Below are 16286 nucleotides of genomic sequence, written 5' to 3'. Positions count from 1 at the left end.
ACGGCGGACCGGCCGCCGTGAGCGGTCAGCTCAGGGACGCGAGCGTCGCGTTCCAGGTGGCCGACGGGCGCATGACCGCGTCGGCCTTGGCCTGGTCGACCTGGTAGTAGCCGCCGATGTCGGCCGGCTCGCCCTGGACGGCGAGCAGCTCGCCGACGATCTTCTGCTCGTCGGCCGCGAGGGACTCGGCGAACGGCGCGAACACCTTGGCCAGGTCGGCGTCGTCGGTCTGCCGGGCCAGCTCCTGCGCCCAGTACAGGGACAGGTAGAAGTGGCTGCCGCGGTTGTCGATGCCGCCGACGCGACGGGTCGGGGACTTGTCCTCGTTGAGGAAGGTCGCCGTGGCGCGGTCGAGGGTGTCGGCGAGGACCTTGGCACGGGCGTTGCCGGTGGCCTCGGCGTACTGCTCGAAGGACGGCACCAGGGCGAAGAACTCGCCGAGGGAGTCCCAGCGCAGGTAGTTCTCCTTGACCAGCTGCTGGACGTGCTTCGGCGCGGAGCCGCCGGCGCCCGTCTCGAACAGGCCGCCGCCCGCCATCAGCGGGACGACCGACAGCATCTTGGCGCTGGTGCCCAGCTCCAGGATCGGGAAGAGGTCGGTCAGGTAGTCACGCAGCACGTTGCCGGTCACCGAGATGGTGTTCTCGCCGCGGCGGATGCGCTCCACCGACAGCTTGGTGGCCTCGACCGGGGAGAGGATCTTGATGTCCAGGCCCTCGGTGTCGTGCTCGGGCAGGTACGCCTTGACCTTCTCGATCAGGACCGCGTCGTGGCCGCGGTTCTCGTCCAGCCAGAACACCGCCGGGTCGCCGGTGGCGCGGGCGCGGGTGACGGCCAGCTTGACCCAGTCGCGGATCGGGGCGTCCTTGGTCTGGCAGGCGCGGAAGATGTCGCCCTTGGCGACGGCCTGCTCCAGGACGACGTCGCCCGCGGCGTCGACCAGGCGGACCGTGCCGTCGGCCGGGATCTCGAAGGTCTTGTCGTGGGAGCCGTACTCCTCGGCCTTCTGCGCCATCAGGCCGACGTTCGGCACCGTGCCCATGGTGGCCGGGTCGAAGGCGCCGTGGGCGCGGCAGTCCTCGATGACGGCCTGGTAGACGCCGGAGTAGCTGTGGTCCGGCAGGACCGCGAGGGTGTCGGCCTCCTGGCCGTCCGGGCCCCACATGTGGCCGGAGGTGCGGATCATCGCGGGCATGGAGGCGTCCACGATCACGTCGGACGGGACGTGCAGGTTGGTGATGCCCTTGTCCGAGTCGACCATGGCCAGGGCCGGGCCGTCGGCCAGTTCGGCGTCGAAGGAGGCCTTGATCGCGTCGCCCTCGGGCAGGTTCGCCAGGCCGGCCAGGATGGTGCCGAGGCCGTCGTTCGGGGACAGGCCGGCGGCGGCCAGCGTCTCGCCGTACTGCGCGAAGGTCTTCGGGAAGAAGGCGCGTACCACGTGGCCGAAGATGATCGGGTCGGAGACCTTCATCATCGTGGCCTTCAGGTGCACGGAGAACAGCACGCCCTCGGCCTTGGCGCGGGCGACCTGCGCGGCGAGGAACTCCTTGAGCGCGGCGACGCGCAGCACGGCTGCGTCGACGACCTCGCCCGCGACGACCTTCAGCGGCTCGCGCAGCTCGGTGGCGGTGCCGTCCGCGCCGACCAGCTCGAAGCGGAGCGTGCCGTCCTCGGCGACGACCGTGGACTTCTCGGTGGCGGCGAAGTCGTTCTCGCTCATCGTCGCCACGTTCGTCCTGGACTCGGCGGTCCAGGCGCCCATGCGGTGCGGGTGGGTCTTGGCGTAGTTCTTCACCGAGGCCGGGGCGCGGCGGTCGGAGTTGCCCTCACGCAGCACCGGGTTGACGGCGGAGCCCTTGACCTTGTCGTAGCGGGCGCGGATCTCGCGCTCCTCGTCGGTCTTCGGGTCGTCCGGGTAGTCCGGCAGCGCGTAGCCCTTGCCCTGGAGCTCGGCGACGGCGGCCTTCAGCTGCGGGATGGACGCCGAGATGTTCGGCAGCTTGACGATGTTGGCCGCGGGGGTCTTGGCCAGCTCGCCCAGCTCGGCCAGCGCGTCGGGGATGCGCTGGTCCTCGTTCAGGTACTCCGGGAAGTGGGCGATGATGCGCCCGGCCAGCGAGATGTCGCGCGTCGTGACCGGCACACCGGCCTGCGAGGCGTACGCCTGGATCACCGGCAGGAACGAATGCGTCGCCAGGGCCGGGGCCTCGTCTGTGTAGGTGTAGATGATGGTCGAGTCAGTCACCGGGTGCTCCGCTCCACGTCTGCAACATTGCTCGACATCAAGATATCTCGTGATCGGGGTCGGCTCGACAGGGGTCCGCGACTGGGCCGGCGTTTTCCGATCGAGCGGTGCCGCCGGCCGGGACGCTCCCGCCCTGTCGAACGCGTGCACTACTCCGTGGTCCCTGGGATCACGCCCGGGAGTACGTCCTCCCCGCTGCGCTGCTGCGGGATCACCACCGCTGCCTGCTGGAGCGCCACCGTGCGGGCCGGGGCCGGGATGCGGATGCCCTCCTCGTGGTAGCGGCGGTGCAGGCGCTTGATGAACTCGTGCTTGATGCGGTACTGGTCGCTGAACTCGCCGACGCCGAGGATCACCGTGAAGCCGATGCGGGAGTCGCCGAAGGTGTGGAAGCGGACGGCGGGCTCGTGCTCCGGGACCGCTCCGGGGACCTCGCGCATGGTCGCCGCGACGACCTCCTTGGTCACCCGCTCCACGTGCTCCAGGTCCGCGTCGTACGCCACCCCGACCTGCACCAGCACCGTCAGCCGCTGCTCGGGGCGCGTGAAGTTGGTCATGTTGGCCTTGGCGAGCTGGCCGTTGGGGATGACCACCAGGTTGTTGGAGAGCTGGCGGACGGTGGTCTGGCGCCAGTTGATGTCCACCACATAGCCCTCCTCGCCGCTGCCGAGCCGGATGTAGTCGCCCGGCTGGACGGTCTTGGCGGCCAGGATGTGGATGCCCGCGAAGAGGTTGGCGAGCGTGTCCTGGAGGGCGAGGGCCACCGCCAGACCGCCCACGCCCAGGGCGGTGAGCAGGGGTGCGATGGAGATGCCGAGCGTCTGCAGGACGATCAGGAAGCCGATCGCGAGGACCAGCACGCGGGTGATGTTGACGAAGATGGTCGCCGAGCCCGCCACGCCCGAGCGGGACTGGGTGACCGTGTGGACCAGACCGGCGATCACCCGGGCCGCCGACAGGGTCGCCACGAAGATCAGCCACACCTCGAGGATCTGATCGGTGTGGTGCTGGACCGTGCGGGTCAGGGGCAGCGCGGCCGCCGCGACCGCCGCGCCGCCCGCGATCGCGGCCCACGGTACGACCGAGCGCAGCGCGTCCACGATGACGTCGTCACCGCTCCACTTGGTCCGCTTGGCGTGCCCCGCCAGCCAGCGCAGCACCGCGCGCGACAGGAAGGCCAGCAGCAGGCCCGCGGCGAGCGCGATGCCGGCGAGGACGAGATCGTCCAGGGTCGGCGCGCGGTTCACCGGTCACCTCCGGGTCTCGCGGCGGCTGCGGAGTGGGGAGGACGCGTCACGTGGTCACCTGCTCGATGTGCGGGATGTGCGAGCGCGCCGGCCCCGAACCGCGGTGACCGGCGCGATCGTTCATCCTGCCGTATCCGGAACACCAGTTCGCACCCGGACCGGCGCTCCGCGCAGCGGCGGATCAGATGATGCCCTCCGCGAGTTCGGCCTGCTCGCGGTCGTCGCCGTACGCCGCGGTGGTGGGTGTGCCGTACGAGCGGCGGGCGACGTACCACCACACGCTCGCCAGCACCAGCACGGCGACGAGCGCCACCGAGGCGTAGTTCATCGTGTCGACGGTGACCGGCGAGGCCTGCGGCAGGCAGAACAGCACGGTCACACAGGCCACCCAGACCACCGCGATCCAGCCGATCGGCCTGCTCCAGCGGCCCAGTTGCCACGGCCCCGGCCGGAACCGGTCGCCCGCGCGCAGCCGCAGCAGCACCGGGATGGCGTAGGCGGGCGTGATGCCGATGACGTTGATGGCGGTCACCGCGTTGTAGGCGGTCGCCGAGTACAGCGAGGGCAGGGCGAGGACGCAGGCGACGATCACCGCGAGCCACACGGCGGCGACCGGCGTCTGGGTGCGGCCGCTCACCGTGCGCCACAGGCGCGAGCCGGGCAGCGCGCCGTCCCGGCTGAACGCGAACACCATCCGGCTGGCCGCCGCGACCTCGGCGTTGCCGCAGAACAGCTGGGCGGTGATCACGACCAGCAGCAGCGCGCTCGCGCCGTCGGTGCCGAGGCCGTCGAGCAGGATCTGCGCGGGCGGTACACCGGTGGCGGTGGTGCGCGTGGCGTCGTAGTCCTGGATGGCGAAGGTCAGCCCGGCGAGCAGGACGAAGCCGGCGAGCCAGGACGCCCAGATGGAGCGCACGATGCCCTTGGCCGCGGACACCGAGGCCTGCGAGGTCTCCTCGGACAGGTGCGCGGAGGCGTCGTAGCCGGAGAAGGTGTACTGCGCGAGCAGCAGGCCGATCGCCGCCACGTAGAGCGGGTTGTGCCAGCCGGTCTCGTTGACGAACTTCGTGAACACGAAGGAGGCCGACCGGTGGTGGTCGGGGACGATCGCGAGCGCGCCGACGATGACCGCGACGCCCGCCAGGTGCCACCACACGCTGACCGAGTTGAGCACGCTGACCAGGCGGACGCCGAACAGGTTCAGCACCGCGTGCAGCAGCAGGATGGCGCAGAAGACCAGCATGGTCCTGCCGGGGGTCGGCGTGAAGCCCCACTGGAGGTTCGCGAACGCCCCCGTGAACAGGGCGGCGCCGTAGTCGATACCGGCGATCGCGCCGAGCAGACCGAGCAGATTCAGCCAGCCGGTGTACCAGCCCCAGCGCCGGCCGCCGAGCCGGTCGGCCATGTAGTACAGCGCGCCCGAGGTCGGATAGGCACTGGTGACCTCGGCGAGCGCGAGACCGACGCAGAGCACGAACAGGCCGACGCCCGCCCAGCCCCACAGCATCACGGCGGGGCCGCCGGTGTTCAGGCCGAAGCCGTACAGCGTCATGCAGCCCGACAGGATCGAGATCACCGAGAAGCTGATCGCGAAGTTGCCGAAGCCGCCCATGCGGCGGGCCAGCACCGGCCGGTAGCCGAGTTCGCGCAGCCGCTGCTCCTCGTCCTGCTGGGGCAGGCCGGGCGAGGGCGAGGACAGGGGCGCCGGCGTGGGATCGGGGGTGGCGGACATACGGGGGAGACCTCCGGGTCGACGGCGTTGCGGACGGGGGCGGTGCGGTCAGGAGCGGGCCGCCCGGCAGCGGTCCCGGGCCTGGAGGAAGACCTCCACGGCGCGGTCGCGGCCGGGAGCGCGGTACATCCAGGGCGTGGGCGTGACGTACGGGCCGATCGCGTCGAACACCCGGGCCGCGTCCGGGAACTGGAGCGAGCCCCACAGCGCGTGGGCCACGTGGTTGAGGTCCAGCAGCGAGCGTTCGCCGCGGTGCGTGTGCTCGAACCAGGAGTGCAGGGCGCGGCGTGCCTCGCGGGCCGCCTCCTCCGCGACCCAGTGCAGGTCGAGCGCCGCGTCGTGCCCGCTCTCGCGCCGGTAGCGCTCGACCCGGACGTACAGCGGCAGCACGTGCAGTGCGGAGCCGGCCGGGGCCTGCCCGGCGGCCCACTGCGCGTAGCCGGCGGCCTCCGCGAGCCGGCCCGTGCCGCGGCGCGCGTAGAGGAACTGGAGCATCCGGTGGTGGGCCTCGCGGTTGAACGGGTCGCGCTTGTGGGCCTCGGCCAGCAGGCCCCAGGGCCCCGGCGGCAGCAACGGCTCGGGCGCCACCGCCCGGTGCTCCTCCCAGCGCTGCTCCGGGTCCAGCTGGGCGAGGGCCACCAGACACACCCAGGGCACCGCGTCGTGCGGGGCGGCCCGGGTGGCCGCCTGGGCGGCGTCCCAGGCCTCGATCCACAGTTCGTGGGTCCGCAGGTGCCGCTCCCGCTGGGCGCGCAGGGCCCGCTCCACCGCGACCCGGGCGTGCATCACCAGCGCGTGGGCGCTGTCCGGCTCCTCGGCGAGCCACGCGCGCACCACGTCGGAGCCGGCGGCGGCCGCCGCGAGGACCTGGGTGCGCTGGGTCCACTGCCACCGGTCCGCGGTGTCGGCGAGCAGGGTGCGCATGGCCATCCAGCGGCCGGTGCGCAGATCCTGGAGGGCGGCGCGCAGCGCACGGTCGGGACCGGCCGGGTCGTAGGAGGGACGTGCTCCGTCTCTGGCCATCAGCCGTCGGTCCGGGGCCACCGGAGCACGGGCGAGGTGGCGGGGTGGCGTGGCAACAGCCCTCCTGTGGGCGGGGATTGGGCGTGGTGCGGTGGTCGGCGGTCACTATAGAGGGGGAGGTACCGGCCCACCATTGTTGTCAACTCAACTACCAATCCGGTCCAGTTGACGGTCCGTCGGTGCTTGACTCCGGACACGGCGCGACGGCAGGCTGACGCGGTGTGATCTTCGAGGTGCGACGGGAGACGGTGCGATGACCGGGCCGGTGCTCGCCGTCGACCAGGGCACGTCCGGCACCAAGGCCCTCGTGGTCTGCCCGGAGCGCGGCGTCCTCGGCACCGGGTTCGCCGAGGTCCGCCCCCGGTACCTGCCCGGCGGCCTGGTCGAGGCCGACCCGACCGAGCTGTACGACTCGGTGCTCGCCGCCGGGCGCCAGGCGCTCGCCGAGGCCTCCGAGCCGGTCGTGGCGCTCGGCCTCGCCAACCAGGGCGAGACCGTCCTCGCCTGGGACCCGGCCTCCGGCCGCCCGCTCACCGACGCCCTGGTCTGGCAGGACCGCCGCGCGGACTCGGTCTGCACCGAACTCGCCGCGCACGCAGATGAGTTGAGGCACCTGACCGGCCTGCCCCTCGACCCGTACTTCGCGGCCCCCAAGATGGCCTGGATCCGGCGCCGGCTCACCCGCGAGGGCGTCGTCACCACCTCCGACGCCTGGCTCGTCCACCGCCTCACCGGCACCTGTGCCACCGACGCCGCCACCGCCGGCCGCACCCAGCTCCTCGACCTCGACAGCGCACAGTGGTCGCCGCGGGCGCTGGAGATCTACGGCCTGGCGGACGAGCGGCTCCCGCAGGTGACCGACAACGCCCAGCACATCGGCACGACCACGGCCTTCGGCCCCGAGATCCCGCTCACCGGCCTGGCCGTCGACCAGCAGGCCGCCCTGCTCGCCCAGCGCGTCACCCGCCCCGGCGCCGCCAAGTGCACCTACGGCACCGGCGCGTTCCTGCTCGCGCACACCGGCGAGCGGGCCCGGCGCGGCGGCTCCGGCCTGGTCAGCTGCGTCGCCTGGCGGATCGCCGGCACGACCAGCTACTGCCTCGACGGCCAGGTCTTCGCGGCCGCCTCCGCCGTCCGCTGGCTCACCGAGCTCGGTGTCCTCTCCGGCGCCGCCGATCTGGACGCCGTCGGCGGCGCCGTCCCCGACAGCGGCGGCGTCACCTTCGTCCCCGCCCTCGCCGGACTCGCCGCCCCCTGGTGGCGCGGCGACCTGCGCGGCTCGCTCACCGGACTCGGCCTCGACACCACGGCCGGCCACGTCGCGCGCGCCCTGTGCGAGGGCATCGCCGCCCAGGTCGCCCAACTCGCCGACGCCGCCGCCGAGGACCTCGGCACCGGCCTGGACCTGCTGCGCGTCGACGGCGGCCTGACCCGCTCCGCGCTCCTCATGCAGACCCAGGCCGACCTGCTGCAGCGCCCCGTCGAGGTGTCCGCGCTGCCCGACGCCACCGCCCTCGGCGCCGCCACGCTCGCCCGCCTCGGCGCGGACCCCGCGCTGGGCGTCGACCACGTGCTGCCCGGCCCAGAGCCCGCCGCCGTGTACGAACCCCGCATCGGCGCCGACCAGGCCGCCGAACGCCGCGCCCGCTTCCGCACCGCCGTCCAGGCCCTGCTCGACGCATGACCGGCACCGTGACCGTCACCGCACACGGCCCGCTGCCCGCCGAGCCGTACGACGTGGCGATCGTCGGGGCCGGCGTCGTCGGCTGCGCGATCGCCCGGGAACTCGCCCGCCACCCGGATCTCCGCATCGCCCTGCTGGAGGCCCAGGACGACGTCGGCCAGGGCACCTCCAAGGCCAACACCGCGATCCTGCACACCGGTTTCGACGCGGTCCCCGGCACCCTGGAGGCCCGCCTGGTCCGCGAGGGGTACGAGCGGCTGGGCGCCTACGCCGCCGAGACCGGTATCCCCGTCGAACGCGTCGGCGCCCTGCTCGTCGCCTGGGACGAGGAACAACGGGCCGCGCTGCCCCGGCTGGCCGACAAGGCGCGGCGGGGCGGCTACGACGCGACGCGCCTGCTGCCCGCCGACGAGGTGTACGCCCGCGAACCCCACCTCGGCCCCGGCGCGCTCGGCGCCCTGCACGTCCCCGGCGAGAGCATCATCTGCCCCTGGACGACGACCCTGGCGTACGCCACCCAGGCGGTCCGCGCCGGAGTCGACCTCCACCTCAACACCACGGTGGAGGAGGTCGGTCGGGGCGAAGTCCACCAGCTCCGCACCTCCCGGGGCCCCCTGCGCGCCCGCCGCCTCGTCAACGCGGCCGGACTGCACGCCGACACCCTCGACCGGCTGCTCGGCCACGAGGAATTCACCGTCACCCCGCGCCGCGGCCAGCTCCTCGTCCACGACAAGCTCGCCCGGCCCCTCGTGCGGCACATCCTGCTGCCCGTCCCGACCGCGCTCGGCAAGGGCGTCCTGGTCGCGCCCACCGTCCACGGCAACGTCCTGCTCGGCCCCACCGCCGAGGACCTGGACGACAAACGGGCCACCGGCTCCACCGCCGCCGGGCTCGCCGCCCTCAGGGAACAGGGCCGCCGCATCCTGCCCGCCCTGCTGGACGAGGAGGTCACCGCCGTCTACGCCGGGCTGCGTGCGGCGACCGGCCGGGAGGACTACCGCATCGCCGCCCACCCCGAGCAGGGGTACGTCACCGTCGGCGGCATCCGCTCCACCGGCCTGACCGCGTCCCTGGCGATCGCCGCGCACGTCACCGGCCTGCTGGCGGACACCGGGCTCGACCTGGGCCCGGTCCGCGACCTGGCGCCGCTGACCATGCCCAACCTCGGCGAGGCCTTCCCGCGCCCGTACCAGCGGCCCGAACTCATCGCCGCCGACCCCGAGTACGGCACCCTCGTCTGCCACTGCGAGCGCGTCTCCCGCGGCGAGATCCGCGACGCGCTGGCGAGCCCGATCCCACCGCGCAGCCTGGACGGCCTGCGCCGCCGCACCCGGGCCCGGGCGGGCCGCTGCCAGGGGTTCTACTGCGGCGCGGCGGTACGGGAGTTGTTCGAGCGGGCACAGGGCGAGGCGGCACAGGGCGAGGCGACGCGGAGCGAGGAGGCGCGGTCATGACCGCTGAGCGAGGCGCGCCGGGGCCGCCGGTCCGCCGGGTCGACGTCCTCGTCGTCGGTGCGGGCCCCGCGGGGCTGGCCGCCGCCGCCCGCCTGGCCGCGTCCGGTGCCGGCCGGGTCGAGGTGCTGGAGCGTGAGCAGGAGGCCGGGGGAGTGCCCCGGCACTGCGCCCACGGCGGCTTCGGTACCCGCGCGCACCCGCTGACCGGCCCCGCGTACGCCCGGCTGCTGACGAAGGCCGCCGAGCGGTCGGGCGCCGTGATCCGGACCGGGGTGACCGTCCTGGACTGGGGCGTGACGGGGGTACCGGAGTCCGTGGCCGCCCCGGGCGCCGCGGACCGGGACGTGCCGCCGTGCCCGGTGCTCACCGCCGTCGGTCCCGGCGGACCCGAGACCGTCGAGGCGCGGGCCGTCGTCCTCGCCACCGGCGCCCGGGAACGGCCGCGCACGGCCCGGCTTGTGCCCGGCACCCGGCCCGCCGGTGTCTACACCACCGGTGAACTCCAGCAGTCCGTCCACCTGTTCGGGCAGCGCGTCGGCACCCGCGCGGTCGTCGTCGGTGCCGAGGGCGTCTCCTACGCGGCCGCCGACACCGTGCGCGCGGCCGGTGCCGAGGTCGTCGCCCTGGTCACCGAACAGCCCCGCGCCCACGTCCCCGCCTTCCGGGCGCAGTCGGTCCGGCTGCGCCGCCGCGTCCCGCTGCTGACGGACACCACCGTCACTGAACTCCTCGGCCACGGACGCCTGTCGGGGGTCCGCGTCCGCCACCGTGACGGCCGTACGACCGTACTGGCCTGCGACACCGTCGTGTTCACCGGCGACTTCGTCCCGGAGCACGAACTCGCCCGCCGCGGCGCCCTCGTGCCGGACCCCGGCACCCGCGGCCCCGCCGTCGACGGCGCCCTGCACACCTCACGGCCCGGGGTGTTCGCCGCCGGGAACGTCCTGCACGCCGTCGAACCCGCCGGCACCGCCGCCCGCGAGGGCGCCCGGGCGGCCCGCGCCGTCCTGGACCTCCTCGCGGGCGGCGCCTGGCCCGGCCCCGGCGTCCCGCTCACCGTCGAGGCCCCGCTGCGCTGGATCGCCCCGAACCGCGTCACGCCCGCGGCCCGGCCCGAGCGCTACGTCCTGCGCGACGACGCCCTCTCGCCCCGGCCCGCAGTGTTGCGCGTCCACCAGGACGGCCGCCTGCTGCACCGCGAACGGCCGTGGCCCGGGGCGCTGTTGCCGCACCGTCCCCTGACGCTCACCGCCCGCTGGCACGACCGGGTCGATCCCGGAGGCGGCGAGGTGCGGGTGAGCCGCGGCTGATCCGCGGCCGGGCCGGGTCGGGCCGTCGCCGGGCCGTGCTCCCCGGTCTTCGCGGTCCTTGCCGCGGGCGACGGCGCCGGAGGAGAGCAGCGTCGCGGCGGCGAGGTCGCCCCAGAGGGCGGTCGGGCCGTGGGTCGCGAGCATGGTGATGACCGCCGGGGAGACGGCGAGGCCGAACCCCGTGGAGAGCTGGAAGCGGGCGAGCGTGCGCCCGAGGACGTGGGCCGGGGCGAGGGCGGTGACGAGCGCGGTGGCGCTGCCCGCATAGACGATCTCGCCCATGGTGCAGAGCACGGACACCGCGGCGACGGCCGGGGCGGCCCAGCCGTGGCCCGGCGAGGCGGCCGCGAGGAAGCCGAGGTAGGACACGGCGAGCACCACACCGGCGAGCGCCAGCACGGCCCGCCGGGAGAAGCGGGACAGCGCGACGGTGACCGGGACCTGGAGGGTGACCACCAGCACCGTCCGGTCGGTGATGATGAGGGGTGACGTTGAGGATCGACATCAGCGGCCTGCCGTCCGAGCGACTGCGCTTCGCCGCCTCCCCGCTGGCCGAACTGACCGCGATGCTGCACGTGCTGGCCGAGCCCGGGCACCATCCGCGGCTCGCCGGCTGGGCCGCGGACGTCCGGGCCGGGCTGCGGCCCGAACTGGACGAGCGGCTGCGGGAGGCGGAGTTCCTCTGGCGTTCCTCACAGGCCGACTTCCTGGTCCCCGCCCGGCCGCGGCCCACCCTCGCCGAGGAACTGGACGACGTGGACCGGATCGACGACGAGACGTACGTGACCGCCGCGCTCGTCACCACGTGCGGCAGCAACCGGATCGGCTTCGCCGGGGCGTCGCCGCTCACCGACGCGACGGCGCGCGAGCGGGCCCTGGACGTGGCCCAGGCCCGCGGCGCGCTGCAGGAGGCCTTCGGAACGGCTGCTCGCGGACCCGGCCACGGTGCGGGCGCGGGTGCGCGACACCCTCGAACAGTGTGCCGAGGCGTTCTTCGACGCCGCGTGGGCGGAGGTCGCCGTGCAGCTCGCCACCGATCTGCGCCTGAAGAACGACCTGCTCGGACGCCAGGGCGTCGCGGCGGCCCTCGCCTCGGTGTCCGGTGCGGTCACCCTGGCAGCGGACGGCGACCGCATCGTCGTGGACGAGGTGCAGGACAAGGCGACCGCCGCCCGCGCCGCGGTCACCTTCATCCCCAGCGTCTTCGGCCGCCCGCACCTGGTGGCGGTCCACGCGCCCGGCTGGCACCCGGTGGTGCAGTACCCCGTCCCCGAGCCCGGCCCGGCGGAGCCGGTGTCGCTGGAGACGGTCACCCTGCGGCTGGAGGCACTCGCGCATCCGGTACGGCTGCGGCTGCTGCGCACCCTGGCCCGTGGCCCGCACACCACCGGTGAGCTGGCCCACTTCTGGGAACTCTCGCCTCCGGAGGTCTCCCGCCACCTCGCCGTGCTCCGCCGCGCGGGCCTGCTGACAGCCAGGCGGCAGGGCCGCTACGTCCGGCACACCCTCGATCTGCCCGCCCTGACGGCCCTCGGCACCGACCTGCTGGCGGCCGTACTGCGCTGAGCCGGCACACCGGCAGGCCCGGACCGGCGCCGCGCGCTCAGCTCTCGCCGAACGAGCCGTGCCGCCCGGCGCCGGAGGCGAAGCGGGCGGCGCCCTCCGTGCTCTGCGCCAGCACGCCCACGCCGTGGCGGAGTTCGGTGCGCAGTGCCGCCTCCTCGGTCAGCCCCTGCTGGTCGAGGACCGACGCGCGGTCGCTGCGCAGACACGCCTGCGGGAAGCGGGCGATCCGGGCCGCGAGCGCTTCTGCCTCGGCGCGGGCGGACCCGGTCGGCACGACGCGGTTGGCCAGGCCCATCTCGTACGCCTCCCGGGCCGGCACCGGACGGCCGGTCAGGATCAGGTCCATGGCCCGGCTCGCGCCGATCAGCCGGGGCAGCCGCACCGTGCCGCCGTCGATCAGGGGCACGCCCCAGCGGCGGCAGAACACGCCGAAGACGGCGTCCTCCTCGGCGATCCGCAGATCGCACCACAGGGCGAGTTCGAGGCCGCCCGCGACCGCGTGCCCGGCCACGGCCGCGATCACCGGCTTGGACAGCCGCATCCGGGATGGCCCCATCGGGCCGTCGCCGTCCTCGGCCACGCGGTTGCCGCGCGGCGTACCGATCGCCTTCAGGTCCGCGCCCGCGCAGAACGTGCCGCCCTCGCCCCACAGCACCGCCACCCGGGCCCGTTCGTCGGCCTCGAACTCCCGGAAGGCGTCGGCGAGTTCGACGGCTGTGGGGCCGTCCACCGCGTTGCGGCACTCCGGCCGGGACAGGACGACCGTCGTGACGTACCCCTCGCGCTCCACACGGACCGGCACGGTGAACTCCCTCGTCTCGGCTGGGAGCGCCACTCTGCCTCAGATGACCTTGAACCGCACCAGCGCCCCCAGCGTCAGCGCCCCGGGCACCAGCGGCACCCACACCGTGATGATCCGGTAGGCGAGCACCACCGCCGTGGCCACCGCAACCGGGCCGCCCGCCGCGACCAGCGCCACGATCAGCGCGGCCTCGACGGAGCCGATGCCGCCCGGCGTGGGCACCAGCGCCACCGCCACCGTCGCGGCCAGGTACGCCAGCGCCATGTGCGCGGGCGGCACCGGCAGCCCCAGCGCCTGTCCGACCGCCACCAGACCGGCGGCCTGCAGCGCCGGGAACGCGAGCGAGCCGCCCCACAGGGCGAGCGCCCGGGCCGGCCGCGTGTGCACGGAGCGGGCCTCGCCCAGGGCGGTGCGGACGAAGCCGAGCACGGCCGTGCGCAGCCGTCGTACGAGCGCCAGCGCGGCGACCGCCACCACCAGCACCGCTCCGGCGATCACCAGCAGCGGGCCGACGGCCCCGGCCGGGATCAGGGTGCCGAGCCGCAGCGCGTCGGGGAAGGCGAACAGCAGCGCGGCCAGCAGGCTCAGCCGGCCGACCGACTCGGCGAGCAGATACAGCGCGAGCGCGGCGGAGGAGCGGGCGAGCGGCACCCCGCACACGGTCATGAACCGCAGGTTGACCGCGCCGGCGCCGAGCCCCGTCGGCAGCAGGTGGTTCGCCGAGCCGGCCGCGAACTGGGTGGCCAGCAGCCGCCACCTCGGCAGCGGCTGGACGACGGCGCCCTGCCGGGTGAAGGCGGCGGCCACCCAGGTCAGACACGTGGCGCCGCCCGCCGCCAGCAGCCAGGGCCACGAGGCCGTGCGCAGCCGGCCGAAGCCCTCGACGAGCACCGAGCGGTTCTGCACGGCGACGACGGTCACGAGCACGAGCGGCAGCAGACACAGGATCTGCCGCACGGGCAGGCGCCGGGCGAGCGCCGGCAGGCGGCGCGTGCGCAGGGCGGGGAAGTGTGGCGCGGTCACACCCGGAGAGGTTTTCCGTGCCGTCCCAACGGCGGGTGGCGGATTAGGGGACGGCGGTTTACAGGCTGTGGTCATCGGGGCCTTCGGGAGTGAAATGCGGCGGACATTGACCTCAACGAAGCTTGAGGTTCTACGTTCTTGCCCATGAGCATGGAGACCACCGCATGGACGCAGCTGCACAGCGTCATGAACGCCCAGGACGACCGCCGTCCCTTCGCCCGCGCCACGCTGCGCCGTATCGGCGCCTTCGCCCGGCCGCACCGCGCGGGCATCGTCCGCTTCGTCCTGTTCGGGGTGGTGACCGCCCTGCTCGCCGTCGCGACCCCCGTGCTCGCCGGCCGCGTCGTCGACGCGATCGTGGCGGGGCACGACTCCGGGAAGGTCGTACGGCTGTCCCTGCTGATCGCGCTCGTGGCGCTCGCGGAGGCGGGGCTCGGCATCCTCGGGCGACGGCTGTCGTCGTCGCTCGGGGAGGGACTCATCCTCGACCTCAGAACGGCTGTGTTCGATCATGTGCAGCGCATGCCGGTCGCGTTCTTCACACGGACTCGTACGGGCGCGCTGGTCAGCCGACTCAACAACGACGTGATCGGCGCCCAGCGGGCGTTCGCCAACACCCTGTCCGGTGTGGTGAGCAACGTCGTCACCCTGGTGCTCACGCTCGCGGTGATGCTGACCCTGTCCTGGCAGATCACCCTGCTCGCGCTGGTGCTGCTGCCGGTGTTCGTGCTCCCCGCCCGCCGCATGGGCAGCCGGATGGCCCGGATGCAGCGGGAGGCGGCGGCGCTGAACGCGGCCATGGGCACCCGGATGACCGAGCGGTTCTCCGCGCCCGGCGCCACCCTGGTCAAGCTGTTCGGCCGGCCCGAGGAGGAGTCCGCGGAGTTCGCGGCGCGCGCCGCCCGGGTCCGGGACATCGGCGTGCGCACGGCCACCGCCCAGTCCGTGTTCATCACCTCCCTCACCCTGGTCTCCGCCCTCGCGCTGGCCCTCGTCTACGGCCTCGGCGGCTGGTTCGCGCTGCACGGCACCCTGCAGGCGGGCGCGGTCGTCTCGCTCTCCCTGCTGCTGACCCGGCTCTACGCCCCGCTCACCGCGCTCGCCGGCGCCCGGGTGGAGGTGATGAGCGCGCTCGTCAGCTTCGAGCGGGTCTTCGAGGTGCTGGACCTCACGCCGCTCATCGAGGAGAAGCCGGACGCCGTCGAGGTCCCCGGGGGGCCGGTCGCGGTCGAGTTCGACGACGTCCGCTTCTCCTACCCGGCCGCCGACCAGGTCTCCCTCGCCTCGCTGGAGGAGGTGGCCACCCTCGACACGCGCGGCGGCGCCGAGGTCCTGCACGGCATCTCCTTCCGCGCCGAACCCGGGCAGACCGTCGCCCTCGTCGGCTCCTCCGGCGCCGGGAAGTCCACCATCGCCCAGCTGCTGCCGCGCCTGTACGACGTCGACGCGGGCGCGGTGCGCATCGGCGGGACCGACGTCCGTGACCTGACCGCCGCCTCGCTGCGGGCCACGCTCGGCATGGTCACCCAGGACGGCCACCTCTTCCACGACACCGTCCGCGCCAACCTGCTGCTGGCCCGCCCCGGCGCCGGGGACGAGGAGTTGTGGGACGCCCTCGGCCGGGCCCGGCTGGACGGTGTCGTACGGTCCCTGCCGGACGGCCTGGACACGGTCGTCGGCGAGCGCGGCTACCGGCTGTCCGGCGGGGAGCGCCAGCGCATGACGATCGCCCGGCTGCTGCTGGCCCGCCAGCGCGTGGTGATCCTGGACGAGGCCACCGCCCACCTGGACAACACCTCCGAGGCGGCCGTCCAGGAGGCGCTCGCCGAGGCCCTGGAGGGGCGGACCGCCGTGGTCATCGCCCACCGGCTGTCCACGGTCCGGGCCGCCGACCAGATCCTGGTCGTGGAGTCCGGCGGGATCGCGGAGCGCGGCACGCACGAGGAGCTGCTGGCGGCCGGCGGCCGGTACGCCGAGCTGTACCGGACGCAGTTCGCCGAGCGGGGCGACGAGGTGGCACCGGCCTGAGCGGGCGGGGCGGCGGGGCGGGCGGGTGGGCAGCGGCGGGGCCGCTGCCCACCCTCTTGACGGACCAGTCGTCCTGGATGAACGGTGCCGCGAAGGGCTACGCGGCCTACAAGGTCGCCGACTCCGTCACCAGCCACCAGGCGTACGGCCTCGGCAGCTACTGCTACTTCAG

10 protein-coding genes and 2 pseudogenes are annotated in these 16286 nt (G+C 74.3%); 5 read left to right on the top strand and 7 right to left on the bottom strand.

Features of this window, described 5'->3' with window-relative positions; translation table 11 throughout:
• Positions 1 to 25: 25 nt before the first annotated feature.
• From BIV23_RS23555 to BIV23_RS23540, 4 genes are all read right to left on the bottom strand, one after another.
• Complete coding sequence (locus BIV23_RS23555) at positions 26 to 2245, bottom strand: NADP-dependent isocitrate dehydrogenase (protein ID WP_071382928.1); 2220 nt, start codon at positions 2243 to 2245, stop codon at positions 26 to 28.
• Between the two features lie 149 nt (positions 2246 to 2394).
• Complete coding sequence (locus BIV23_RS23550) at positions 2395 to 3492, bottom strand: mechanosensitive ion channel family protein (RefSeq protein ID WP_071382927.1); 1098 nt, start codon at positions 3490 to 3492, stop codon at positions 2395 to 2397.
• Positions 3493 to 3673: 181 nt separating this feature from the next.
• A complete protein-coding gene (locus BIV23_RS23545) occupies positions 3674 to 5224 on the bottom strand; it encodes an amino acid permease (RefSeq protein WP_071382926.1) in 1551 nt (516 codons plus the stop codon).
• A gap of 48 nt (positions 5225 to 5272) precedes the next feature.
• Positions 5273 to 6247: a hypothetical protein gene (locus BIV23_RS23540; protein ID WP_177240007.1), complete on the bottom strand. Its 975-nt coding sequence runs from the start codon at positions 6245 to 6247 to the stop codon at positions 5273 to 5275.
• Positions 6248 to 6500: 253 nt separating this feature from the next.
• On the opposite strand from BIV23_RS23540, the gene BIV23_RS23535 reads away from it, so the two are divergent.
• Genes BIV23_RS23535 through BIV23_RS23525 form a run of 3 tightly spaced genes read left to right on the top strand, consistent with a single transcriptional unit; the run spans position 6501 to position 10695 of the window.
• Entirely contained in the window at positions 6501 to 7931 is a 1431-nt protein-coding gene (locus tag BIV23_RS23535; protein WP_071382924.1) for an FGGY family carbohydrate kinase, read from the top strand.
• An 8-nt stretch (positions 7932 to 7939) separates the two neighbouring features.
• Complete coding sequence (locus tag BIV23_RS23530) at positions 7940 to 9385, top strand: NAD(P)/FAD-dependent oxidoreductase (RefSeq protein ID WP_071382989.1); 1446 nt, start codon at positions 7940 to 7942, stop codon at positions 9383 to 9385.
• Complete coding sequence (locus tag BIV23_RS23525; RefSeq protein WP_071382923.1) at positions 9382 to 10695, top strand: NAD(P)/FAD-dependent oxidoreductase; 1314 nt, start codon at positions 9382 to 9384, stop codon at positions 10693 to 10695. The genes BIV23_RS23530 and BIV23_RS23525 overlap by 4 nt, the downstream gene beginning before the upstream one ends.
• A gap of 51 nt (positions 10696 to 10746) precedes the next feature.
• Here BIV23_RS23525 and BIV23_RS52040 read toward each other — a convergent pair.
• Positions 10747 to 11163 (bottom strand): annotated as a pseudogene (locus tag BIV23_RS52040) (MFS transporter); the annotation flags it as partial.
• A 17-nt stretch (positions 11164 to 11180) separates the two neighbouring features.
• Between BIV23_RS52040 and BIV23_RS23515 the strand changes: the two are divergent.
• A pseudogene (locus BIV23_RS23515) lies at positions 11181 to 12261 on the top strand (DUF5937 family protein).
• A 37-nt stretch (positions 12262 to 12298) separates the two neighbouring features.
• Here BIV23_RS23515 and BIV23_RS23510 read toward each other — a convergent pair.
• Positions 12299 to 13063: a crotonase/enoyl-CoA hydratase family protein gene (locus BIV23_RS23510; RefSeq protein WP_071382921.1), complete on the bottom strand. Its 765-nt coding sequence runs from the start codon at positions 13061 to 13063 to the stop codon at positions 12299 to 12301.
• Between the two features lie 39 nt (positions 13064 to 13102).
• Positions 13103 to 14020 (bottom strand): lysylphosphatidylglycerol synthase transmembrane domain-containing protein, encoded by a 918-nt coding sequence (locus BIV23_RS23505; RefSeq protein ID WP_071382988.1) that lies wholly within the window; start codon positions 14018 to 14020, stop codon positions 13103 to 13105.
• A gap of 216 nt (positions 14021 to 14236) precedes the next feature.
• Here BIV23_RS23505 and BIV23_RS23500 point away from each other — a divergent pair, with 216 nt between their 5' ends.
• Complete coding sequence (locus BIV23_RS23500) at positions 14237 to 16114, top strand: ABC transporter ATP-binding protein (RefSeq protein ID WP_071382920.1); 1878 nt, start codon at positions 14237 to 14239, stop codon at positions 16112 to 16114.
• Positions 16115 to 16286: the final 172 nt, after the last annotated feature.

The organism is Streptomyces monashensis (genome assembly GCF_001866665.1).
Lineage (GTDB): Bacteria > Actinomycetota > Actinomycetes > Streptomycetales > Streptomycetaceae > Streptomyces > Streptomyces monashensis.
Note: the sequence above shows the minus strand (reverse complement) of the source record. Positions and strands in the feature narration are given on the sequence as shown.